General features: G+C 74.9%; 19 protein-coding genes. 10 read left to right on the top strand and 9 right to left on the bottom strand.

What is annotated here, in order from left to right; all coding sequences use genetic code 11:
- Positions 1 to 2 precede the first annotated feature (2 nt).
- The gene (locus ACT17Q_RS09985; RefSeq protein ID WP_444662191.1) at positions 3 to 1,313 is read right to left on the bottom strand and encodes a CapA family protein; all 1,311 of its coding nucleotides are present in this window, start codon (positions 1,311 to 1,313) and stop codon (positions 3 to 5) included.
- Between the two features lie 219 nt (positions 1,314 to 1,532).
- Here ACT17Q_RS09985 and pgsA point away from each other — a divergent pair, with 219 nt between their 5' ends.
- The 3 genes from pgsA to ACT17Q_RS09970 all read left to right on the top strand — a co-directional run bounded on the left by pgsA (position 1,533) and on the right by ACT17Q_RS09970 (position 3,273).
- On the top strand, positions 1,533 to 2,120 hold the full coding sequence (gene pgsA, locus ACT17Q_RS09980) for a CDP-diacylglycerol--glycerol-3-phosphate 3-phosphatidyltransferase (RefSeq protein ID WP_094179775.1): 588 nt from the start codon (positions 1,533 to 1,535) through the stop codon (positions 2,118 to 2,120).
- Position 2,121: 1 nt separating this feature from the next.
- Entirely contained in the window at positions 2,122 to 2,649 is a 528-nt protein-coding gene (locus tag ACT17Q_RS09975) for a CinA family protein (RefSeq protein WP_444662189.1), read from the top strand.
- A gap of 282 nt (positions 2,650 to 2,931) precedes the next feature.
- Complete coding sequence (locus tag ACT17Q_RS09970) at positions 2,932 to 3,273, top strand: helix-turn-helix domain-containing protein (RefSeq protein WP_094179777.1); 342 nt, start codon at positions 2,932 to 2,934, stop codon at positions 3,271 to 3,273.
- A 2-nt stretch (positions 3,274 to 3,275) separates the two neighbouring features.
- Here the strand turns inward: ACT17Q_RS09970 and ACT17Q_RS09965 are convergent, their stop codons facing one another.
- Positions 3,276 to 4,043, bottom strand: a complete 768-nt coding sequence (locus tag ACT17Q_RS09965; RefSeq protein ID WP_444662186.1) for a DNA-formamidopyrimidine glycosylase family protein — start codon at positions 4,041 to 4,043, stop codon at positions 3,276 to 3,278.
- 9 nt (positions 4,044 to 4,052) lie between these two features.
- Positions 4,053 to 9,098 carry an Lhr family helicase gene (locus ACT17Q_RS09960; RefSeq protein WP_444662184.1) on the bottom strand — a complete coding sequence of 1,682 codons (5,046 nt, stop codon included), beginning with the start codon at positions 9,096 to 9,098 and terminating at the stop codon, positions 4,053 to 4,055.
- A gap of 121 nt (positions 9,099 to 9,219) precedes the next feature.
- Between ACT17Q_RS09960 and ACT17Q_RS09955 the strand changes: the two genes are divergently transcribed.
- The 6 genes from ACT17Q_RS09955 to rny all read left to right on the top strand — a co-directional run bounded on the left by ACT17Q_RS09955 (position 9,220) and on the right by rny (position 16,111).
- Positions 9,220 to 9,453, top strand: coding sequence for a DUF3046 domain-containing protein (locus ACT17Q_RS09955; protein ID WP_094179779.1), 234 nt, complete (start codon positions 9,220 to 9,222; stop codon positions 9,451 to 9,453).
- Between the two features lie 97 nt (positions 9,454 to 9,550).
- The gene (locus ACT17Q_RS09950; protein WP_444662182.1) at positions 9,551 to 11,662 is read left to right on the top strand and encodes an alkaline phosphatase family protein; all 2,112 of its coding nucleotides are present in this window, start codon (positions 9,551 to 9,553) and stop codon (positions 11,660 to 11,662) included.
- A 1-nt stretch (position 11,663) separates the two neighbouring features.
- Positions 11,664 to 12,530 (top strand): MBL fold metallo-hydrolase, encoded by an 867-nt coding sequence (locus ACT17Q_RS09945; protein ID WP_444662180.1) that lies wholly within the window; start codon positions 11,664 to 11,666, stop codon positions 12,528 to 12,530.
- 233 nt (positions 12,531 to 12,763) lie between these two features.
- On the top strand, positions 12,764 to 13,807 hold the full coding sequence (recA, locus tag ACT17Q_RS09940) for a recombinase RecA (protein WP_094182098.1): 1,044 nt from the start codon (positions 12,764 to 12,766) through the stop codon (positions 13,805 to 13,807).
- A 25-nt stretch (positions 13,808 to 13,832) separates the two neighbouring features.
- Positions 13,833 to 14,423, top strand: a complete 591-nt coding sequence (locus tag ACT17Q_RS09935) for a regulatory protein RecX (RefSeq protein WP_198303563.1) — start codon at positions 13,833 to 13,835, stop codon at positions 14,421 to 14,423.
- 149 nt (positions 14,424 to 14,572) lie between these two features.
- On the top strand, positions 14,573 to 16,111 hold the full coding sequence (gene rny, locus ACT17Q_RS09930; protein WP_444662177.1) for a ribonuclease Y: 1,539 nt from the start codon (positions 14,573 to 14,575) through the stop codon (positions 16,109 to 16,111).
- Positions 16,112 to 16,173: 62 nt separating this feature from the next.
- On the opposite strand, the gene ACT17Q_RS09925 is transcribed toward rny, so the two are convergent.
- The 4 genes from ACT17Q_RS09925 to ACT17Q_RS09910 form a co-directional block, all read right to left on the bottom strand.
- Complete coding sequence (locus tag ACT17Q_RS09925; protein ID WP_444662175.1) at positions 16,174 to 17,052, bottom strand: amino acid ABC transporter permease; 879 nt, start codon at positions 17,050 to 17,052, stop codon at positions 16,174 to 16,176.
- Positions 17,049 to 17,723, bottom strand: coding sequence for an amino acid ABC transporter permease (locus ACT17Q_RS09920; RefSeq protein ID WP_094179783.1), 675 nt, complete (start codon positions 17,721 to 17,723; stop codon positions 17,049 to 17,051). Before ACT17Q_RS09920 ends, ACT17Q_RS09925 begins: the two co-directional genes overlap by 4 nt.
- Before the next feature lie 88 nt (positions 17,724 to 17,811).
- Positions 17,812 to 18,678: a glutamate ABC transporter substrate-binding protein gene (locus tag ACT17Q_RS09915; protein ID WP_094179784.1), complete on the bottom strand. Its 867-nt coding sequence runs from the start codon at positions 18,676 to 18,678 to the stop codon at positions 17,812 to 17,814.
- Between the two features lie 66 nt (positions 18,679 to 18,744).
- Entirely contained in the window at positions 18,745 to 19,533 is a 789-nt protein-coding gene (locus tag ACT17Q_RS09910; protein ID WP_094179785.1) for an amino acid ABC transporter ATP-binding protein, read from the bottom strand.
- A 156-nt stretch (positions 19,534 to 19,689) separates the two neighbouring features.
- Between ACT17Q_RS09910 and miaB the strand changes: the two genes are divergently transcribed.
- Positions 19,690 to 21,285 carry a tRNA (N6-isopentenyl adenosine(37)-C2)-methylthiotransferase MiaB gene (miaB, locus tag ACT17Q_RS09905; protein ID WP_444662172.1) on the top strand — a complete coding sequence of 532 codons (1,596 nt, stop codon included), beginning with the start codon at positions 19,690 to 19,692 and terminating at the stop codon, positions 21,283 to 21,285.
- A gap of 55 nt (positions 21,286 to 21,340) precedes the next feature.
- On the opposite strand, the gene ACT17Q_RS09900 is transcribed toward miaB, so the two are convergent.
- Both ACT17Q_RS09900 and ACT17Q_RS09895 read right to left on the bottom strand, forming a co-directional pair.
- The gene (locus tag ACT17Q_RS09900; protein WP_094179786.1) at positions 21,341 to 21,859 is read right to left on the bottom strand and encodes a YbjN domain-containing protein; all 519 of its coding nucleotides are present in this window, start codon (positions 21,857 to 21,859) and stop codon (positions 21,341 to 21,343) included.
- On the bottom strand, positions 21,856 to 22,455 hold the full coding sequence (locus ACT17Q_RS09895; RefSeq protein WP_094179787.1) for a YbjN domain-containing protein: 600 nt from the start codon (positions 22,453 to 22,455) through the stop codon (positions 21,856 to 21,858). Before ACT17Q_RS09895 ends, ACT17Q_RS09900 begins: the two co-directional genes overlap by 4 nt.
- Between the last annotated feature and the right edge of the window lie 5 nt (positions 22,456 to 22,460).

Below are 22,460 nucleotides of genomic sequence, written 5' to 3'. Positions count from 1 at the left end.
CGTCAGCCCGGCCGGCGCACCACGACGGGCGCATCGCCCGTGGGCGTCACCGGCTCGGTGCGTTCCTCGGCCTGGTCGCCGGCCGCCTCCCGGACGCGCGCGAGCCGGGCCGCGACCTCGTCGGGAGACAGGGTCGACGTCCCGCCGATGATGTCGGTCAGCGCGTGCACCCGGTGCCCGCTCGTGCGGTCGACGGTCACCGGTGTCCACTCGACCCCGGTGACCCGCACGGGTCCCGCCGCGCGGCCGTCCGCCGCGAACGCGCCGGGACTTCGCACGTGCGCGGTGAGCAGCAGTCCCGAGTCCGTCTTCGGGGAGCAGCACGCCCCGTCCTGGTTCGACAGGTAGTTGCCGAGCCCGTACGCGACCCACATGCCGGTCCCGTCCGGGCCCCCGTCGAGCCGTACGACCGGCTGCGGCACGTGCGCGTGGTGCCCGATGTACAGGTCGATCTCGCCCGACTCCGCGAGCCGACGCGCGACGTCCTCCTGCTCTGCCGTCGGCGCGGTCTGGTACTCGACGCAGCAGTGCACGCTCGCGACGACGAGGTCCGCACCGGCTGCTCGCGCGTCGCGGGCCTGGGCGACCATCGTCGGCACGTCGATGCGCGTGACGGACCACGGCTTGTCCGCGTCGACCGGCATGCCGTTGGTGCCGAACGTCGCGGCGATGTGCGCGACCGTGATCGTCTGGCCGGCGCGCTCGAGCGTGTACAGCTGCGGCGCCTCGGCCTCCGCCTGCGTGCGCGCCGTGCCCGCATGCCCGAGCCCCGCCGCGTCGAACGCGTCGAGCGTCGCGCTCACGCCCGCGAAGCCGCGGTCCACCGAGTGGTTCGACGCCGTCGAGCAGCCGTCCCAGCCCTGCGCGGCGAGCCCGGCGACCACCTCGACGGGCGCACCGAAGATCGGGTACCCGCTCGGCTTGCTGCCGTTCGGGGCGACCGGCACCTCGAGGTGGCACAGCGCGAGGTCCGCCGCCTGCACCCACGGCGTGAGCGGTGCGAGCAGCGGGCCGAAGTCCACCGTCCCGCCGCTCGTGGCCGACGAGACGACCGCCTGGTGGGGGAGCACGTCCCCGGTCGCGACGATGGTGAACTCCGCGTCCGCGTCGGGCGTGGGCGACGGCGTCGGCGTGGGGCTCGCCGTCGCGGCGGACGTCGTGGCGACCACCGGCTCGCCGTCCCCGGCGGACGTGGACGCCTCCCAGGGGCGCAGCACCGCGGCCGCGGCGGCGACGCAGGACACGACGAGCACGAGCGCGGTGAGCGCCACGGGCGACGAGGAGCGACGGGGGCGTCGGGCGTGGCGGGTCACACGCGGGACCCTAGCCGCCGCGGCGGGTGCCGCGGGCAAGCACTCGGCCGCGTCGCGCCGAGTCCACCCGGTCGCCCCGTGCGTCGGCCCCCGCGCCTGCGTCCACCCGGCTCCGTCGGCCCGGCCCCTGCCCCCCCGGCCTCCGTCCGCCGCCGGTCGCACGCCGCGCCGCGCACGCGGGTCACCGGGCCCGGCGCGCGGACGACCTAGGCTGTCGGCGTGAGTCCCGCACCGCAGCCGACGTGGAACCTCGCGAACGTGCTGACGGTCGCGCGCGTCCTGCTGGTGCCCGTGTTCGTCTGGGCGATGCTCGCCGAGGGCGGGGACAGCGTGGGGTACCGCCTGCTCGCGGCCGGCGTGTTCGCGGTGGCCGCCGTCACGGACCGGATCGACGGCTGGTACGCGCGCCGCACGGGTCAGGTCACCGACTTCGGCAAGCTGCTCGACCCGATCGCCGACAAACTGCTCATCGGCGCGGCGCTCGTCGTGCTGTCCGCGCTCGGAGAGCTGCCCTGGTGGGTCACGGTCGTGATCCTCGTGCGTGAGCTCGGCATCACGGTCATGCGGTTCTTCCTGCTGCGCTACGTCGTGCTGCCCGCCTCGCGCGGCGGCAAGCTCAAGACCGTGCTGCAGTCGTTCGCGATCGGGCTGTACGTCCTGCCGTTGTCCGCGATGCCGCCCGCCGTCGAGGTCCTCGCGGGCGTCGTGATGGCCGCCGCCCTCGTCGTGACGGTCGTGACCGGGCTCGACTACGTGCGCACCGCGGTGCGCATCCGCCGCGCGGCGCCCGTCCCGCCGGGGATCTGACGTGCCCGCCGCCGAGGCGCTCGACGCGCTGCGGGAGCGCGGCTGGACGTTGGCGGTCGCCGAGTCGCTCACGGGCGGCCTGCTGAGCGCCCGGGTCGTCGACGTGCCGGGCGCGTCCGACGTGCACCGCGGCGCGGTCGTCGCGTACGCGACCGACCTCAAGGCGTCCCTGCTGGGCGTCCCGACGGCATTGCTCGACGCCGTGGGTGCGGTCGACCCGGAGGTCGCGCTTCTGATGGCGGACGGCGTGCGGCGTCGCCTGGGCTCGGACGTCGGGGTCGCGACGACGGGCGTCGCGGGACCCGACCCGCAGGACGGGCACCCGCCCGGGACCGTGCACGTCGCGGTCGTGACGCCCGTGCGACGCGAGGTCCGCTCGCTGCGGCTCGGGGGCGGACGCGCGCAGGTCCGCGAGCTGTGCGTCGAGGAGGCGCTGGCGCTCCTGTCTGCCGCGGTGCGGGTGTCCGACGCGGTGCGGGTGTCCGACGCGGTGCGAGGCGACGACCCCGATCGGCAGGACCTGCCGTAGCCGGACCGGGCGGCGCCCGGCCGGCCCGGGTGAATCGTCGCGTCGGCCCGCCCGGGACGCCTCGGCGGCGGGAACACGCGGACCTGGTCCGACGTTGGAGGAGGCGTGATGAACACTCGCCCCCCGGCTCGACGTAGTCCCGCGCGTGTCAGCGGGGCACGGTACGGTGACAGGGTGTCGGTCGACAGGCCGCCGGCACGTGAGGGTGGCCGAGAGGCGGCGCACGGGGTGTCCCGTGCGGTCGGACCTCGGGTGACGGACGAGACGAGAGGGGGAGCCTCGATGATCGTGCTGCGTCGTGAGATCGGCGACGTGCTGCGGGATGCGCGTCAGCGCCAGGGCAGGACCCTTCGTGAGGTCTCGTCGGCGGCGCGGGTCTCGCTCGGGTACCTGAGCGAGGTCGAGCGAGGGCAGAAGGAGGCGTCGTCCGAGCTGCTGCAGAGCATCTGCGCGGCGCTCGACGTCCCGATGTCCCTCGTGCTGCGCGAGGTGAGCGACCGCGTCGCGGTGGCCGAGGGCCTGCTCATCCCCGACACCGTCCCGGCGGAGCTGGCCGCGTCGATGGGGTGCACGGGCGAGGGCGGCTGGGCCCGTCCGCGCTCCGAGCTCGCGCCCATCGGCTGACGTCAGGCCGCCCCGGGCCGGGCCTGGCAGCGCGGGCAGTAGAACACCGGACGCTCCATGGGCGGCCGACGAGCGGGCGCGACCGCGATGGGCGTCCCGCACCGCGTGCAGGGACGCCGGAGGCGGCCGTGCACGCGCGAGTCGGGCCGGCCGGAGAGCACCGACCGCTGCATGAGGCGCCGCGCGACGACGTAGAGCCGGGCGGGGTCCTCGACCTGGTCAGCCGGCGTCCACGGCCACAGCCGGAGCGCGAACAGGGACTCCGCGCAGAAGATCGTGCCCAGCCCCGCGGCGACCCGCTGGTCCAGCAGGACCTCCGCGGCGGGAGTGGCGCCCTGCGCACGCCACCGCCGCAGGATCTCGTCGAGGTCCAGCTCGTCCGCGAGGACGTCCGGCCCCAGATGGTCGATCAGCCGCCGCTCGTCGCGCGTCGGCACCACGTCGAGCATCCCGAGGAGCCGACCCAGCGCCGTCCACCGGTCCGTCGCGAGGACCGCGCGGATCTCCGTGGCGCGCCCGGCCGCCCGCGGCGTCCCGGTCGCCGCGACCCGCCACATGCCGTCCATCCGCAGGTGCGTGTGCAGCGTGCGGCCGTCGTCGAACCGTGTGAACAGGTGCTTGCCGTAGGGACGCGTGCCGAGCACCGTCCGTCCCATGAGGTCCACGCCCGCGGCCGACGGCCAGCGCAGCTCGGCGCGGACGAGCACCCGTCCCGCGAGCGCGTCGTCCAGCCGGGTCGCGGTGCGTCGCAGCACATCACCCTCGGGCATCGCGCATCCTCACCGGGCTGACCCCAGCCGCAGCCCACGAGGAGTGGTCGAGAACCCCGCGGCGACGAGCGCGGTGCCGACCGCCGAGTGCGCGGCACCGTCCGCGAGCACCGCGGCGCCGTCGATGCGCGTGATCGTCAGGCGTCCCGTCCGCGGCACCACGGACGCCAGGCCGCGCGCCGCCGCGTCGAGCATCTCGCCGTCCTCGGCGAACGACAGGACCGTCCGGCCGCCGCGTTCGACGTAGAGCACCAGCGCGCCGTCGACGAGCACGACGAGCGACCCCGCCTTGCGCCCGGGCCGGTGTCCCGCACCGTCCGCGGCGCCCACCGGGTCCGGCCACGCGAGCGCACCTCCGTACGGGTTGGCCGGGTCGGTCGCGGCCAGCACGACGACGAGCGCGCTGCCCCGCCGGGGCGCGTCCCGCGACGACCGCGCGGCGTCCAGCGCGGGGTCGCTCGTCGCGCCGCCCTCGCTGCGCTCCTCGGCGCGCTCCTGCGCGAGCTGCACGGTGGACGCGTCCGCGCGCAGCTGGTCGACCGCGCCCGGCAGGGCGAACTGCGACCCGCCGAGCCGCTCGACGAAGTACCCGCGACGCACCTGGCCGCCCTGCTCGAGCGCGCCGAGGACGCGGTACACGTCGCCGAACCGTGAGCCGATCCCCTCGAGCGGCGCGACCGCGCGTGTGAGCACGCCGTGCCGGTCGAGGAGCTGGGCGGCGAGCGCGTGCGCGCGCAGGGTCGCGTCGCCCTCCCGGGCAGGGAGCAGCGACCAGCGTCCGGCGGAGCTGCCGTCCGCCCGCGGCCGCACCACCGGTGCACCGCCCAGACCGCGCAGCCCCAGCCGTGGTCGCAGCGGGCGACCACGCGGCGCGGTCGTGCGCGTGCGGTGCGCCGTCGTCCCCGAGCCGAGCCATGCCCGCAGCGGGGACAGCGAGTCGTTGGTGACGAGCCCCGCCCAGACCAGGTCCCACAGCGCGGCCACCACGTCACGCTCCGTGACGGGCAGCGGCTCGGCGGGCGCGTCGCCCGCGGCGTCGGCCCCGGGCGCGGCCGGGGCACCGACGTGCTCCCAGCGGTCCCGCACGCGCGCGGTGAGCGCGCCCACGAACCACGCGCCACCGTCGCCCAGCGCGTCGAGCACCGCGACGTGCAGCGGGCTCGTCGTCGCGAGGTCCTCCTGCAGCGCGAGGGCGGCCAGCGTCAGGTCGGCCACGCTCGCGGGGTGCAGCGAGACCACGCCGTCATGACCCGGCAGCGCCGCGTGGCCCGCCCAGACCACCTCGCCCGCGGCCGTGAGCTCGTCCAGCATCTCCGGGCGGTAGTCCACGACGCGGGACGGCAGCACGTGGGCCTCGAGCGCCGAGGCGGGCACCGCGAAGCCCGCGAGCTGCTCGACGACCCGCGCGACGCCGTCGACACCGCGCAGCCCGGCGGCTCCGCCGCCGAGCACGGGTGCGACCGACTGCCACCGGGGCAGGAACACCCCGAGCGCGCGCGGGTCGACGGGCTCGACCTGCGAGCGCAGCGCGGCGAGCGAGCGTCGGCGCAGCGTGCGCAGCACGTTCGCGTCGCAGTACTCGTCGCCCGTCCCGCCCAGCTCGGTGGGACGCAGGCGCCCGCGCACGAGCACGCCCGCGTCCTCGAGCCGCCCCAGCGCCTGCTGCGCGACCGCGACGCCCCACCCGTGGTGCGCCGCGAGAGCGGCGGCGGTGAACGGGCCGTGCGTGCGCGCGTACCGGCGCACGAGGTCGCCCACCGGGTCGGGGAGCACCTCGGTGAACGCCTCGGGCACGCCGACGGGCAGCGCGACCCCGAGCGCGTCGCGCAGGCGGCCCGCGTCCTCGACGGCCGCCCACTGCTGCGCGCGGTGCGGCGGGACGCCCGCGAGCCGGACCTCGATCAGGCGTCGCGCGTCCGCGAGCTCGGCGAGCCACATGGGCACACGGTCATGGACCTCGGGCGCGGCGCGCGTGAGCAGCTCCGCGACGGGCAGGGGACCGTGCCGTCGCACGGTGTCCGCGAGCTGCTCGAGCGTCGTCGCCTGCCGGTCCGGCGCGCGGCCCGACAGCTCGGCCTCGGTGTCGAGGACCGCCTGCGGGTCGAGGAGGTCCGCCAGCTGGGACTCGCCGGACTGCCCGAGCAGCTCGGCGAGCAGCGTCGGGTCGAGCGTGAGCGCGGCCGCGCGGCGCTCCGCCAGCGGGGCGTCGCCGTCGTACAGGAACTGCGCCGTGTAGCCCATGAGCAGCGACTGCGCGAACGGCGAGGGTGCGCGCGTCGTGACCTCGACGACGCGCACCCGCCCCGCGGCGACGCCGCGCACGAGCTCCGCGAGCGCCGCGGTGTCGAAGTCGTCCTGGAGGCACTCGCGCGTCGCCTCCAGCAGGATCGGGAAGTCGGGGTACTGGGCGGCCACCGACAGCAGCTGGGCGGAGCGCTGGCGCTGCTGCCACAGCGGGCTGCGGCGGTCGGGACGGCGGCGCGGCAGCAGGAGGGCGCGCCCGGCGGCCTCGCGGAACCGTGCCCCGAACATCGCCGACGAGCCGAGCTGCGCGCGGACCTGTGCGACCACGTCGTCGGGGTCGACCAGGAGGTCCGCCAGGTCGAGGCCGGGCGCGCCCTCCGCGTCGCCGCGACGCTCGTCCCACAGGTCGTCGAGCTCGGCGTCCAGCGTGTCCGGCAGCCGCAGGACGATCCCGTCGTCCGAGTGCATCGCGGCCGCGTCGACGCCGTACCGCTCGCGCAGCCGCGCGCCGAGCACGACCGCCCAGGGCGCGTGCACACGTGCGCCGTACGGCGAGTGGATGACCACGCGCCAGTCGCCGAGCTCGTCGCGGAACCGCTCGACGACGACGGCGACGTCGCTCGGCACCTCGCCGGTGGCCGCCACCTGCTCGCGCACGTACGCGAGCAGGTTGTCGGCCGCCCACGCGTCGAGGCCCGCGGCCGTCGCGGCCAGCCGCGCGTCCTCGTCGGACAGGGCGGCGAGCTCGCGCACCCACGCGCCCATGGCGCGGCCCAGCTCCGCGGGCCGGCCCGGCGAGTCGCCCTTCCAGAAGGGCAGGCGCCCGGGCACCCCGGGCGCGGGGGACACCAGCACGCGGTCGGCGGTGATCTCCTCGATGCGCCACGTCGACGAGCCGAGCGTGAACGTGTCGCCCGCGCGTGACTCGTAGACCATCTCCTCGTCGAGCTCGCCGACGCGCTTGCCCCCGCGCGTGCGGCCCGCGGAGATCTCGGGGTCCACCGCGACGCCGGGCGTCGCCGCCGTGGGCGACGCGAGGAACACGCCGTACATGCCGCGGTCCGGGATCGTGCCGCCGCTCGTGACCGCGAGCCGCAGCGCTCCCGGACGCCCGACGAGCACGTCGCGGACCCGGTCCCACACCAGCCGGGGGCGCAGCTCCGCGAACTCCTCGCTCGGGTACCGGCCAGCGAGCATGTCGAGCACCGCCCGCAGCGTCGCGTCGCCGAGCCTGGCGAACGGGGCGGCGCGGCGCACCACGCGCGCGAGCTCGTCGACCGGCCACTCGTCGACCGCGACCATCGCGACGACCTGCTGCGCGAGCACGTCGAGCGGGTTGCTCGGCACCGCGAGCGGCTCGAGCTCACCCGTGCGCATGCGCTGGGCCGTGACGGCCGCCGCCACGAGCTCGCCGCGGTACGTCGGGAACACCACGCCGCGGGACACCGCGCCGACCTGGTGCCCCGCGCGGCCGATGCGTTGCAGGCCGCTCGCGACGGACGGCGGCGCGCCCACCTGGACGACCAGGTCGACCGCGCCCATGTCGATGCCGAGCTCGAGCGAGCTCGTCGCGACCACCGCCGGCAGGACGCCCGCCTTGAGCTCGGACTCGGTGCGCGTGCGCTCCGCGCGGCTCATCGAGCCGTGGTGGGCCCGCGCGAGGATCGTCGAGGCGTCTCGGGTGTCGATCCCGACGCCCGTGCCCGACTGCCCCGGGACGGCGGCGGCGTGCAGCTCGCCGGGGTCGGGCACGTCGAGGCCGGTGCGCTGGGCCCACACCTCGTTCATGCGCGAGGTGAGCCGTTCGGCACCACGACGCGAGTTGGTGAACACGAGCGTGGCGCGGTGCTCGGCGACGAGGTCGACCACCCGCTCCTCGACGTGCGGCCACACCGACGCGCGGCGCTGCGGCCGGTCGGCGTCGCCCGCGAGGTCGGCCTCCGCGGCCTGGGACCACGCGTCGGCGGCGGGTGTCGCCTGCGCTCCGGTGTCGCTCGCGGACGCCGCGCGCGACGCGGGGTCGCCCGCGGACGCCAGGTCGGACAGGTCGGGGACGGGTACGACGACGTCGACCGCGATCTGCTTGGTCGCGGGCGGCTGCACGACGACGACCTCGCGCCCGCCCTCGGACCGCGGCCGCGCCCCCGCGAGGAAGGACGCCACCGCCTCCACGGGCCGGACCGTCGCGGACAGCCCGATGCGCTGCGCGGGCGGCCGGCCCGAGGCCTCGAGCAGCACGTCGAGGCGCTCGAGCGACAGCGCGAGGTGCGCACCGCGCTTCGAGCCCGCGACGGCGTGGATCTCGTCGAGGATCACGGTGTGCACGCCCGCGAGCCCGGCGCGTGCCCCCGACGTCAGGACGAGGTAGAGCGACTCGGGCGTCGTGATGAGCACGTCCGGTGGTCGCGTCGCGAACGCGCGGCGCTCGGCGGGGGGCGTGTCGCCGGTCCGGGTGCCGACCGCGACCTCGGGGAGGCTCGTGCCGAGCCGGGTCGCCGCCTGCCGGATCCCCACGAGCGGCGAGCGCAGGTTGCGCTCGACGTCGGTCGCGAGCGCCTTGAGCGGTGAGACGTACACCACGCGGCAGCGGTGCGTCGGGTCGTCCGGCGGGCTGCTCGTCAGCAGGCCGTCGAGGGCCCACAGGAACGCCGCGAGCGTCTTGCCCGACCCGGTCGGTGCGACGACGAGCGCGTGCCGCCCGCCCGAGACCGCGTCCCACGCGCCGACCTGCGCGGCGGTCGGCTCGGCGAACGCGCCGGTGAACCACGTGCGGGTCGGCTCCGAGAAGCGGGTGAGCACCACGTGCGACATCGTCGCAGGCCGCGCCCACACCCGCCGCCCGCGGGCGGGCGTCCCGGCCGCGGCTCCGCGTCCGTCGGCCGCGTCCGCCGGCCGTGTGCGTCCCGACGCCTGCGCGTGACAGGCTGGCGCCGTGAGGTACAGCGAGTTCTGGGAGCTGGTCGAGGAGGTGCTCGGCAGCGCGCACGGGCGCGAGCTGGTCGCGACCCTCGTCGTCGGCGCGCTCGAGAACCGCACACCCGCGGCCGCGCTCGAGGACGGTGCCGACCCGCGCGAGGTCTGGCACGCCATGTGCGACGAGCTGCAGATCCCTCAGTCGCAGCGCTGGGGCGCCGACCTGCGCCGCCCGGCGCCACCCCGCCGGTAGACCGGCCGGCGTTCAGCCGGTAGACCAGCACTGGGACCATCCGGCGGACCGCCGGTGGGCGACCCGAGACGACCCGAGGACGACCCGAGGACGGCCGGTGGACGACGGGCGAGAGCAGACCGCGCGTCGGCGCGCGCCGTGGCTGCCGACGTTCGGTGACGCGGCCGACGCGCTCGTCGGCCTCGTCGCGACCGCCGCGGGTCTCGGGGTCGCGATCGCCCTGGTCGACGGCGTCGAGGCCACCGGGGTCGGCGGCGTGCTCGTCGTCGCGCTCCTCGTGTTCGTCGGTGACCTCGCGCTGCGCCCCCCGCTGCGCGCGCTCGCACGGCCCGTCGGAGCGATGGGCGCCCTGGTGCTCGGCCTCGTCGCGCAGGTCGCGATCGCGTGGGCCGCGCTCTCCCTGGTGCCGGGCATCGAGGTGACCTCGGCGTGGGCGGTGGTGCGCGTCATCGTGATCGCCGCGGTCGTCATGGCGGTCGGCCGCTGGCTGCTCGGCGCGAACGACTCCGAGTACGTGATCTCCGACGTGCTGCGTCGCGCCCGCCGCAAGGCGCGCCGGCTCGACGGCCGCGTGCCGCAGGGCAGGCCCGCGGGCATGCTCGTCGTGCAGCTCGACGGCGTCGCCGAGCCCGTGCTGCGCGAGGCGGTCGAGGCCGGGCTCGCGCCGACGATGCAGCGCTGGCTCACGCAGGGCACGCACCGGCTCGAGACGTGGTGGGCGCGCGTGCCGTCGACGACCCCCGCGAGCCAGGCCGGCCTGCTGCACGGCGAGTCCGGCGAGATCCCCGCGTTCCGGTGGTGGGACCGCGGACTCGGCCGCCTCGTCGTGACCAACCACCCCGCCGACGCCGCGCTCGTCGAGGCGCGCCTCACCGACGGCAAGGGGCTGCTGGCGGGCGGCGGCACGGCCGTGTCCACGATGTTCACCGGCGACGCCGAGCGCGCGTACGTCGTGATGAGCCGCACACGCACGCGCGCCCCCGACGGCTCGGGCGGCGGCCTGGGGCCGGGGGCGGAGTTCGTGCGGTTCTTCGCGAGCCCGTTCGTGCTCGCCCGCGCGGTCTCGCTCACGATCGGCGAGATCGTCAAGGAGCTGTACCAGGCGCGGCGCCAGCACGTGCGCGACGTGCGCCCGCGCATCTCGCGCGGCGGCTGGTACGTGGTGCTGCGCGGCGTGACGAACGTGCTCATGCGGGACCTGTCGACGTCGCTCGTCGCCGAGGCGGTCGTCCGGGGCGACCCGGTGGTGTTCGTCGACCTCGTCGACTACGACGAGATCGCGCACCACGCCGGTCCCACGCGCCCGGAGTCGCTGCGGGCGCTCGAAGGGCTCGACCGGGTGCTGCGCACGCTCGAGCAGGCCGTCGCGGTCGCGCCGCGCGACTACCGCGTCGTCGTGCTGTCCGACCACGGGCAGGCGCTCGGCGAGACGTTCGAGCAGTTCGAGGGCGCGAGCCTGCTCGACGTCGTGCGCGAGCTCATGGCGCGGCCGGACGCGAGCGGTGTCCAGAGCGGGACCGGCGAGGACTGGGGACCGCTCAACGCGCTCCTGACGAGCGTCGTGGGCTCGGGCGGCAGCCGCGCGGTCGGGCCGGACGCCGGACGGGCGTCGGGTCGCGTACGGGACTCCGCGACCCCCGAGCCGCCCGAGGTGGTCGTCGTCGGGTCCGGCAACCTCGGGCTGGTGTGGTTCCCGCGAGCCGACCACCGGCTCGTCCTCGAGGAGATGCAGGAGCGCTGGCCCGCGCTCGTGCCGGGGCTAGCCGCGCGGCCCGGCGTCGGGGCGGTCGTCGTGGACACGCGCACGCGCGGGCTCGTCGCGATCGGTGCGCGCGGACTGGTGCTCCTGGAGCCCGACCGCGACGCGGACCCGGCCGACGCGGTCGAGGGGGAGGACCCGCTGGCGCCGTACGGGCCGCGGGGACGCGCGGACCTCGCGCGCGCCGCGCGGCTGCCGCACACGGGGGACCTGCTGCTCGTCTCGCGCGTCACGCCGGGCGGGCACGTGCACGCGTTCGAGGGCCAGGTCGGGTCCCACGGCGGGATCGGCGGGGCGCAGAACCTCGCGATGCTCCTGCACCCCGCGCAGTGGCCCGTGGACGACGAGCTGCGCGAGGCGGTCGGCGCGCAGCACCTGCTCGTGGGCGCGGAGGCCGTGCACGAGCAGCTCGTGCGGTGGGCGCGGCGCGCCGGGCTGCGGGAGGTGTGACGTGACGTCGCGGGACGAGATGCCCGACGTCACGGTGCCGGACGTCACGGTGCCCGATGTCACGGTGCCCGATGTCACGGTGCGCTGGCTCGGTCACGCGAGCGTGGTGCTCGACCTCACGCTCGCGGGGGAGCAGCCGGGGGTCGCGCGACGCGTCCGGCTGCTGACGGACCCCCTGCTGCGCCGTCACGCGGGCCTGCTGCGCCGTCGCGGCGGGGCGCCGCGGCGCGAGGACTGGTGCGACGCGGACGCGGTGCTGGTCTCGCACCTGCACCACGACCACGCGGAGCTGGGCTCGCTCGAGCTGCTGGGCGCGACGCCCGTGGTCGCACCGCCCAGCAACGCCCACTGGCTCACCCGCCACGGCGTGCCGGCGGTCGCGGTGCCCGAGGGCTCGTGGTGGCACGTGCCCGGTACGGGCGTGCGTGTGCGGCCGGTGACCGCGGTGCACGGGCACCGGCCCATGCCGCACCGGCCGAACGCCGCCGTGGGGTTCCTCGTCGTCGGCCCCGGGGTGCGGGTGTGGTTCGCGGGGGACACCGCGCCGTTCCCGCAGATGGCGGAGCTGCCGGCGCTCGCGGGTGGGCCCATCGACCTCGCGCTGGTGCCCGTGGGCGGGTGGGGGCCGCGGCTGTCCGGCGGGCACATGGACCCGGTCCAGGCCGCCGAGGCGGTCGCGGCGGTGCGGGCAGCGGCGGCCGTGCCGGTGCACTGGGGGACGCTGCACGCCCCGGTCTCGCGGCGGCTGCCGCCCGGCTGGATGGACGCGGCCGGTCCGGCGTTCGCCGCGGCCGTCGCGCGGCGGGCGCCGGGCTGCGCGCTGCACGTGCTCGAGCCCGGGGACCAGGTCCGCTTGCGCGTGCGGTGACGCGTCACGCGGGACATCGTCGCGCGCGATCGAACGTCTGTTCGGTAGTGTGGTGCGCGGTGACGACGTCCGCGACGTCCACCCGTCCACAGGTCGGTCCCCGTGAGGGGCCGTCCACAGGGCCGGGAGGTGCGCGACGGCTGTGTCGGTGGTCGGGCATAGCGTCACGCACGACGAGAAGACCAGCCCCCGCAGGCGCAGCACGTCAGCTGCTCGAGACGAAGGTGGAGCACATGCCTCCCGCACCCCAGGACCGCGAGAAGGCCCTCGAGGCCGCCCTCTCCCAGATCGACCGTCAGTTCGGCAAGGGCTCCATCATGCGCCTCGGCGACGAGGGCCGTGCCCCCGTCGAGGTGATCCCCACCGGCTCGATCGCGCTCGACGTCGCGCTCGGCATCGGCGGTCTCCCGCGCGGCCGCATCATCGAGATCTACGGCCCGGAGTCCTCCGGCAAGACGACGGTCGCGCTGCACGCGGTCGCGAACGCGCAGCGGGCCGGCGGCATCGCGGCGTTCATCGACGCGGAGCACGCGCTCGACCCGGAGTACGCCAAGAAGCTCGGTGTGGACACCGACGCGCTGCTCGTGTCCCAGCCGGACACGGGCGAGCAGGCGCTCGAGATCATGGACATGCTGATCCGCTCCGGCGCGATCGACATCATCGTGATCGACTCGGTCGCCGCGCTCGTGCCGAAGGCCGAGATCGAGGGCGAGATGGGTGACAGCCACGTCGGTCTGCAGGCGCGACTGATGTCGCAGGCGCTGCGCAAGATCACCGGTGCCCTCAACTCCTCCGGCACCACCGCGATCTTCATCAACCAGCTGCGCGAGAAGATCGGCGTGTTCTTCGGCTCGCCCGAGACCACGACCGGTGGCAAGGCCCTCAAGTTCTACGCGTCGGTCCGCATGGACATCCGCCGGATCGAGACCCTCAAGGAGGGCACCGACGCGGTCGGCAACCGCACACGCGTCAAGGTCGTCAAGAACAAGATGGCGCCGCCGTTCAAGCAGGCCGAGTTCGACATCCTGTACGGCGTGGGCATCTCGCGCGAGGGCTCGTTGATCGACCTCGGCGTCGAGCACGGCTTCATCCGCAAGTCCGGTGCGTGGTTCACGTACGAGGGCGACCAGCTCGGTCAGGGCAAGGAGAACGCGCGCAAGTTCCTGCGCGACAACCCGGACCTCGCCGACGAGCTCGACAAGAAGATCAAGGAGAAGCTCGGCATCGGTGCGCGCCTCGACGTGCCGGCGGACGCGCCGCCGGCGGTCGACTTCTGACCTCCGTCGGAGCACCGGTATGGCGATGAGCAACGCGGGTGCTCGTCGACGGCGGCCCGCTCAGGAGCCGCCGTCGACGGGCGCCGCGGCGCACGACGCCGAGCCCGACCAGGAGTCCGTCGCGCGGTCCATCGCGCTGCGGCTGCTCACGGGCGCGCCGCGGAGCCGGGCGCAGCTCGAGGAGGCGATGGCACGTCGCGAGGTCCCCGAGGAGGTCGCGGCGCGCGTGCTCGACCGGTTCACCGAGGTCGGGCTCATCGACGACGCCGAGTACGCACGGATGCTCGTGCGGACCCGCCACGAGGAGCGCGGGCTGTCCCGCCGGGCGCTCGCGGTCGAGCTGCGGCGCAAGGGCATCGACGACGAGACCGCGGCGGTCGCGCTCGAGCAGGTCGACCAGGACGACGAGGAGGAGGCGGCGCGCGCGATCGTGCGCCGCAAGCTCCGGGCGACGTCCGGGCTCGACGACGCGACCCGTCTGCGGCGGGTCGCGGGCACCCTCGGCCGCAAGGGCTACGCGCCGGGACTCGCGCTGCGGCTCGCGCGCGAGGAGCTCGCCGCTGAGCGCGGGCAGCACGCCGACGACGGTCCGGCCGCGGGTCCCTGGGACGTCTGAGGGGCACCCGTCCGGCAGGACGAGAGACTCATGACGAGCGCCCGGGCGCATCGCTCGGGCACTGACCTGGACGGATGCCCTCGTCCTGGTTCGGGTGTCGCGGCGGACGAGGAGCCGCGCGTGCGCGACAATGACCGCGACGAGCGGAGGTGAGCGTGGACTGGAGCGGTGTCGCGACAGTCGTCGGGCTGCTCGGCGCCTGCCTCGTGGCGCTCATCCTCGTGCTCATCGCGCGGCGTGAGGCGAGCGCCCAGCGCGAGCAGGCGGCCAAGGACGTCGCCGAGATCAAAGGTGCGGCGCGTGAGCTGCTCGCCTCCGCCGAGCGACGCGAGCAGCGGGCGCGCGAGCGCGACGAGGCCGCCGCCGCGGCGCACTCGCAGGCCCAGGCCGCCGAGGAGCGCGCTCGTGAGCACGAGCGCAGCGCGCAGACCGCCGAGCGCGCCGCCGAGCGTGCGCTGGCCGCCGCCGAGCGTGACAGCGCCGCCCAGGTGGAGCGCGCCGCCCAGCAGGCGCGCACGACCCTCGACGCCGCGCACGCGCAGGCGCGCGCCGAGCTGGAGTCGGCGACCGGGCTCACGGCCGACGAGGCGCGGGCCGCGCTCACCCGCCGCATCACCGAGCAGGCGCAGAACGAGGCCTCGTCGTACGTACGACGCGCAGAGGCCCAGGCGCGCCGCACCGCGGAGGCCCGTGCGCGCCGCATCGTCGCGACCGCGGTGCACCGCACGGCCGTGGCCACGAGCGCGCAGGCCGGCCTGACCGTCGTCCCGGTGCCGTCGGACGAGATGAAGGGCCGCATCATCGGCAAGGAGGGCCGCAACATCCGGTCCTTCGAGGCGCTCACCGGCGTCAACGTGCTCGTCGACGAGCAACCGGACGCCGTGGTGCTCTCGTGCTTCGACGCCGAGCGTCGCGAGGTCGCCCAGGTGACGCTCGAGGCGCTCGTCGCGGACGGGCGGATCCAGCCGCAGCGCATCGAGGAGGCGTACGCCGAGGCGCTCGCCGGCGCCGACGACCGTGCGGTCGCGGCCGGGCACGTCGCGGCCGAGCGCGCGGGGGTGGAGGGGCTGCACCCGGTGCTCGTGCGCACGCTCGGGCGGTTGCGGCTACGCACGTCGTACGGGCAGAACGTGCTCGAGCACCTCGTCGAGAGCGCGCTGCTCGCGGGCTCGGTCGCGGCGGAGCTCGGTGCGGACGAGCAGCTCGCGCGGCGTGCGGCACTGCTGCACGACGTGGGCAAGGCGCTCACGAACGAGATCCCGGGGTCGCACGCCGCGGTGGGCGCCGAGCTCGCCCGGCGCCACGGGGAGGACGACGTCGTCGTCAACGCGATCGCCGCCCACCACGACGAGGTGCCGCTCGAGACGGTCGAGGCCGTCGTCGTGCAGATCGCCGACGCGATCTCGGCGTCGCGCCCGGGCGCGCGGCGCCAGGAGCTCGACCAGTACCTCGAGCGCATGGACCGGCTCGAGAGCCTGGTCGCGAAGCACCGGGGCGTGCGGCGGGCGCTCGCGATGGCCGCGGGGCGCGAGGTGCGCGTCGTCGTCGAGCCGTCGGAGGTGGACGACGGGAGCCTGCCGGACCTCGCGCGCGCGATCGCGCGGCACATCGAGGCCGACCTGACCTACCCGGGCGAGATCACGGTCACGGTCGTGCGCGAGATCCGCGCGAGCGCCACCGCCGGCTGACCCGCGACGACGCCGGGTACGGCAGCCCGGACGGCGACTCGACGGTACCGGGACGGCCGGGGTCAGGGCCGCTGGTCGTCGACGCCGGCCGTCACGACGAGGCTGGGCGCCTCGGCGCGCGCCTTGCCGGCCGTGCGACGACCCACCCGGCCGGCGAGCGCCTCGGCGAGCCGCGTGAGCAGCCAGTTGATGGCGATGAACACGACCGCCGCGACCACGAGGGCCTGCAGGATGTTGCCGTTGCCGGACCCGAACCGTCGTGCCGCCGCGAGCAGCTCGGGATAGGTGATGATCGCGCCCAGCGCGGTGTCCTTGAGGATCACGACGAGCTGGCTCGCGATCGCCGGGAGCATCGCGATGACGGCCTGCGGTACCTCGACGAGGCGCAGCGACTGCGGCCGGCGCAGCCCGATCGCGAGCGCTGCCTCCCGCTGGCCCTGGGGCAGGTTGTGCACGCCCGAGCGCACGAGCTCGGCGAACACGGATCCGTTGTAGAGGGTGAGCCCGAGCACGACCGAGACGAGAGGCAGGTCCTGGGGGGAGACCAGGTCGAGCCGGGGGATCGCCATGTAGAAGAAGACCATCATGATGAGCACGGGCACCGCGCGGAAGAACTCGACGACGCCGCCCGACACCATGCGCACGGTGCGCGACGCGGACAGCCGCCCGAGCCCGAACAGGAACCCGAACACACCCGCCGTGACGATGGACAGCCCGGCCGCGACGAGCGTCTGGCGCAGGCCGGGCAGGAAGTAGTCCTGCCACGCGCTGACGGTGAACAGCGGGGCCCACAGGTCGCTGTCGAGCTGGCCCTTGCCGTTCAGCAGCACCAGCGCGTACACGGCGATGCCGACGACGACGACGGTCGCGGCGACGTTGACCCAGACCATCCGGCGCCGCGCGCGCGGGCCGGGGGCGTCGAACAGGACGGACCCGCTCACCGCGCCACCGCCAGCCGCCGCGACAGGCTCGTCGTCGCGAGCCCGATGGGCACGACGATGAGGACGAACCCGAACGCGAAGATGAAGAAGATCGCCAGGATGAGGTCCGGGCGGTTCTCGATCATCGTGCGCAGGAGCCCCGAGGTCTCGGCGACCGAGCCCGCCGCGGCGACGGTCGAGTTCTTGGTGAGGGCGATGAGCACGTTGCCGAGCGGCGCCACCGCGCCCCGGAACGCCTGCGGCAGGATGACGAGCCGCGCGGACGAGGCGAAGTCCAGGCCGATCGCGCGCGCCGCCTCGGCCTGCCCGACCGGGACCGTGTTGACGCCCGAGCGCAGCGCCTCGCACACGAACGCCGCGTGGTAGACGGCCAGGCCGAGCACCGACAGCCAGAAGAAGTTGCGCTGGAAGTCGGACGACAGCGTGATGCCGAGCTGCCCCCACAGGCCGAGCACGCAGAACACGATGATCACGGTGAGGGGCGTGTTGCGGATCAGCGTGACGTACGTGGAGCCGGCCCACCGCAGGCTCGGCACGGGGGAGATGCGCATGACCGCGAGGACGGTCCCGACGACGAGCGAGACGATCGCCGCGAAGAACGTCAGCTGGATGTTGGTCCAGAACGCCCCGAGCACGTCGAACTCGCTGAACAACGACGTGAAGTCGTCCACCGACCCTCCTGTCACGCTTCGTCCACCCGAGTGCTGGTCCGCCGGCGTCCGGTCGGGCCGCGCCGACGGCCCGACCGGACGTCAGGCCTCACCCGCAGGCGGCGGGCGTCGGCGGGTTGAGGTCGGCGTTCGGCTCGTACCCGGACGCGCTGACGTTGTCGTCGAGCGCCTTCTGCCACGAGCCGTCCTCGAGCATCGCGTTGATGGCGTCCGTGACGGCCTGGCACTTGTCGGAGTCCTTCGGCAGGCCGACGCCGTAGTTCTCCTCGGAGAACGGGTTGCCGACGACCTTGACCTTGCCCTCGTTGGCGGGGATGGCGGCGAGGCCCGCGAGGATGATGTCGTCGGTCGTGACCGCGTCGACCGTCCCGGCGGTGAGCGCGGTGACGCACTCGCTGTAGCCGGGCTGCTCGAGCAGCTGGGTGCCCGCCGCGTAGTCGTCCTTGATGCGCTGCGCGGACGTCGACCCGGTCACCGAGCACAGGTTCTTGCCGTCGAGGTCCTCCGGGCCGGTGATCGAGGTGTCGTCGGCCGCGACGAGCAGGTCCTGACCGGCGACGAAGTACGGACCGGCGAAGGAGATGACCTTCTTGCGCTCGTCGGTGATCGAGTACGTCGCGAAGATCATGTCGACCTGGCCGTTCTGCAGCATGGTCTCGCGCTGCGCGGACGGGGACTCGACGAACTCGATCTGGTCCTCGGAGTAGCCGAGCTTGTCGGCGACGTAGCGGGCGACGTCCACGTCGAACCCGGTGTACTCGTCGCCGTCCTTGAAGCCCAGGCCGGGCTGGTCGAACTTGATGCCGATGCGGATCGTGCCGCCGTCGCCGGTCCCGTCGCCGGTGGCGCCGTCGTCACCGTCGTCGGACGAGCAGGCCACCAGGGTGAGTGCGGCGGCGAGGGCGAGCGCGGCGGCGCCCGCGGTCCGGCGCGGCCGGTGCGTGAGACGGGTCATGGTGGGTCCCTTCGTGTCGGGTGACTGCGCTTCGTGCGGGAGGTCGGCGGGTCGTCCGGGTCAGTGTCAGTGGGTGAGGATCTTGGACAGGAAGTCGCGGGCGCGCGCGCTCGACGGCGACGTGAAGAACGTCTCGGGGTCGGCCTGCTCGACGATCTCGCCGCCGTCCATGAACACCACGCGGTTCGCGGCGCGGCGCGCGAAGCCCATCTCGTGGGTGACGACGAGCATCGTCATGCCGTCGCGCGCGAGCCCGACCATGACGTCGAGCACCTCGTTGATCATCTCGGGGTCGAGCGCGGACGTCGGCTCGTCGAACAGCATGACCTTGGGGTCCATCGCGAGCGCCCGGGCGATCGCGACGCGTTGCTGCTGACCGCCCGACAGCTGGGCGGGCAGCTTCTCGGCCTGGTTCGCGACGCCGACCCGGTCGAGCAGCTCCATCGCGCGGCTGCGGGCCGCGGCGCGCTTGACGCCCTTGGCCTTGATCGGCCCCAGCGTGACGTTCTCCAGCACCGTCTTGTGCGCGAACAGGTTGAACGACTGGAACACCATGCCGACGTCGGCCCGCAGGCGTGCGAGCTCGCGCCCCTCGGCGGGCAGCTCGCGACCGTCGATCGTGATCGTGCCGGCGTCGATGGTCTCGAGCCGGTTGATGGTGCGGCACAGGGTGGACTTGCCGCTGCCGGACGGGCCGATGATCACGACCACCTCGCCCCGCGCGACCGTCAGGTCGATCTGCTTGAGCACGTGCAGGGGGCCGAAGTGCTTGTCGACGCCGCGCAGCTCGACGAGGGGCGCCCCCTCGTCGTCGTGCGCCGCAGGCCCGGACGAGGCTGTCGCGAGGTCCACCATCCGACGAACGTAGGGGGAAATGCCCCGTGGTGCATCCTTCGTCGCGTTTCGATCAGGAAACATCTGGGGCGGACCGGACGCGTGACCAGGTCACGGCAGCCCGGCCACCGCCGCGGTGCGACGGCCTGCGACGACGCGCGCGTACCCTGGTCGGTGATGTCCACGACCCTGCCTGCCCCCGCGCCCGCCCCGACGCCCGCCGAGGCGCCGCGGGGCTCGGCGCGCACCTACCTGGTCAAGACGCTCGGCTGCCAGATGAACGTGCACGACTCCGAGCACATGGCCGGCATGCTCGAGCAGGCAGGCTACGTCGCGGCGACGCCCGAGCAGGTCGCGGCGGAGGACGCCGACGTCGTCGTCATCAACACGTGCGCGGTGCGTGAGAACGCCGCGGACAAGCTCTACGGCAACCTCGGTCGCCTCGCGGGCACCAAGCGCAGCCGTCCGGGGGGCATGCAGATCGCCGTCGGCGGCTGTCTCGCGCAGAAGGACCGCGCGGGCATCGTCGAGCGGGCGCCGTGGGTGGACGTCGTGTTCGGCACGCACAACCTCGACGTCCTGCCCGCGCTGCTGGAACGCGCGCGGCACAACGAGCGCGCGCAGGTCGAGATCGAGGAGTCCCTCAAGGTCTTCCCGTCGACGCTGCCGACGCGCCGCGAGTCCGTGTACGCGGGCTGGGTGTCCATCAGCGTGGGCTGCAACAACACGTGCACGTTCTGCATCGTCCCGCACCTGCGCGGCAAGGAGCGCGACCGTCGGCCCGGCGAGATCCTCGCGGAGGTCGAGGCGCTCGTCGCGACGGGCGCGATCGAGGTGACGCTGCTGGGCCAGAACGTCAACTCCTACGGCGTCGGTTTCGGCGACCGGGGCGCGTTCGCCAAGCTGCTGCGCGCGGTCGGTGCCGTGGACGGGCTCGAGCGCGTGCGCTTCACCTCGCCGCACCCCGCCGCGTTCACCGACGACGTCATCGCGGCGATGGCGCACACCCCCACGGTGATGCCGTCCCTGCACATGCCGCTGCAGTCCGGCTCGGACCGCGTGCTGCGCGCGATGCGGCGGTCGTACCGCTCGGAAAGGTTCCTCGGCATCCTGGACCGCGTCCGAGCGCAGATCCCGCACGCCGCGATCACGACCGACATCATCGTCGGGTTCCCGGGGGAGACCGACGAGGACTTCGAGGACACGCTGCGCGTGGTCGAGGCCGCGCGGTTCTCGTCGGCGTTCACGTTCCAGTACTCCCCGCGCCCGGGCACCCCCGCGGCGGACCTGCCGGACCAGCTGCCCAAGGCGGTCGTGCAGGAGCGCTACGAGCGGCTCGTCGCGCTCCAGGAGCGGATCTGCGCGCAGGAGAACGCCGCGCAGGTGGGTCGGGTCGTCGAGGTGCTCGTCGCCGAGGGCGAGGGCCGCAAGGACGGCGAGACGCGCCGCATCTCGGGGCGCGCCGCGGACAACCGGCTCGTGCACCTCGCACTGCCGGGGGACCTGGCCCCGGCGGACGCCCCCCGGCCCGGCGACCTCGTCACGGTGCGTGTGACGCACGGCGCGCCGCACCACCTGGTCGCGGACTCCGCGGTGACGGGCGGCCCGTTCGCGGTGCGTCGCACCCGGGCCGGGGACGCGTGGGCGGCACGGCAGGGCGGCGAGGACGGGCACGAGGACGGGCACGACGAGCACGCGGGCGGCTCGTGCGGCACGGGCGGTGCGCCCGCCGGTCCGGTGAGCCTGGGGATGCCGACGCTCACGGTTCGCTGACCCGCTGACGCGCACCCGCGTGGGGCGCACCGCGGCGCGTGCGCCGGGTGCGGCGTCAGTCGTCCGGCAGCCCGGTCGTCGGCCCGGGGCCCGGGATCGTCGCCTCGAGCGCCGCGAACAGCTGCACACCCGTCCCCAGGCCGCACGCCAGGATCTGCGCGAGCTGGGCGTCGGTCGCCCCCGGCTCGAAGTCGGCGCTCACCTCCGAGTACAGGGCGAGCATGCCCTCCTCCTCGCGGACGTACGCCTTGGGCCAGATGCGCTCGCGGTTCCAGTCGTTCAGCGCGAGGGACACCGCGCCCCGCTGCTCGAGCGGGACCTGGCGCTGCCACCGACCGCGCACCTGCACGATCTCGTCGTGCTCGCCCAGGAGCAGGAACCAGAAGCGGCTGCCGTCCCACGTCCCGGTGAGGTCGCCGTCGTCGTCGACGATGAACCGGTAGCCCTTGCTGAGCAGGTAGTCGCCCACGCGGTCGCGCGTGACGGGACGCGGCTCCTCGTCGTCCGACGGCACGTCCTTGGGCGGCTTCGGCAGCCCGCCGAGCACGCGCAGCAGCCAGCCGGGCCCGCTCACGGCATGCTCCCGGCCGGGTCGGGGTACTTCTCGTCGAGCGCGTCGAAGAACATCGAGCCGGTGGACAGCCCGCAGAACAGCAGCTGCGAGAGCTGCGCGTCGGTCGCGCCGTGCTCGAGGTCGGTCGCGACCTCCGAGACGACGTGCACGCGCCCGTTGTCCCGCACGCGCACGTACGCCTTGGGCCAGATCCGGTCGGCGTTCCACTCGTTGCACAGGTCGAGCACCTCCTCGAGGCGCTCGATCGCGATCTCCCGGTGCCACTGGCCGCGGACCTGCAGGATCTCCGAGCTCTCGCCGAAGAGGAAGAAGTAGAACAGGCGCCCGCGCCACAGGCCGCCGAGGTCGCCGTCGTTGTCGACGAAGTAGCTGAAGTGGTTGTCGCTCATCCACGCGGCGATGCGGGCCGGCGTGACCGCGCGCGGGTGGTCCGGCGCGGGCTCGGCGACGCCCAGCTCGCGCGCGAGGAGACGCGTGACGCTGTCGTGGAGCTCGTCGTCGCTGGGGTCGGAGGCGGGACCGCGAGCCTGTCCGGTGCCCGCCGGCGCGCGCCGCCGACGCCACCAGGGACGGTGCTCGTCGGGCGTGGCGGTCATGGGGC

The organism is Cellulomonas sp. CW35 (assembly GCF_052378485.1).
Lineage (GTDB): Bacteria > Actinomycetota > Actinomycetes > Actinomycetales > Cellulomonadaceae > Cellulomonas > Cellulomonas uda.
This window is presented reverse-complemented; position numbering and strand designations above follow the sequence as displayed.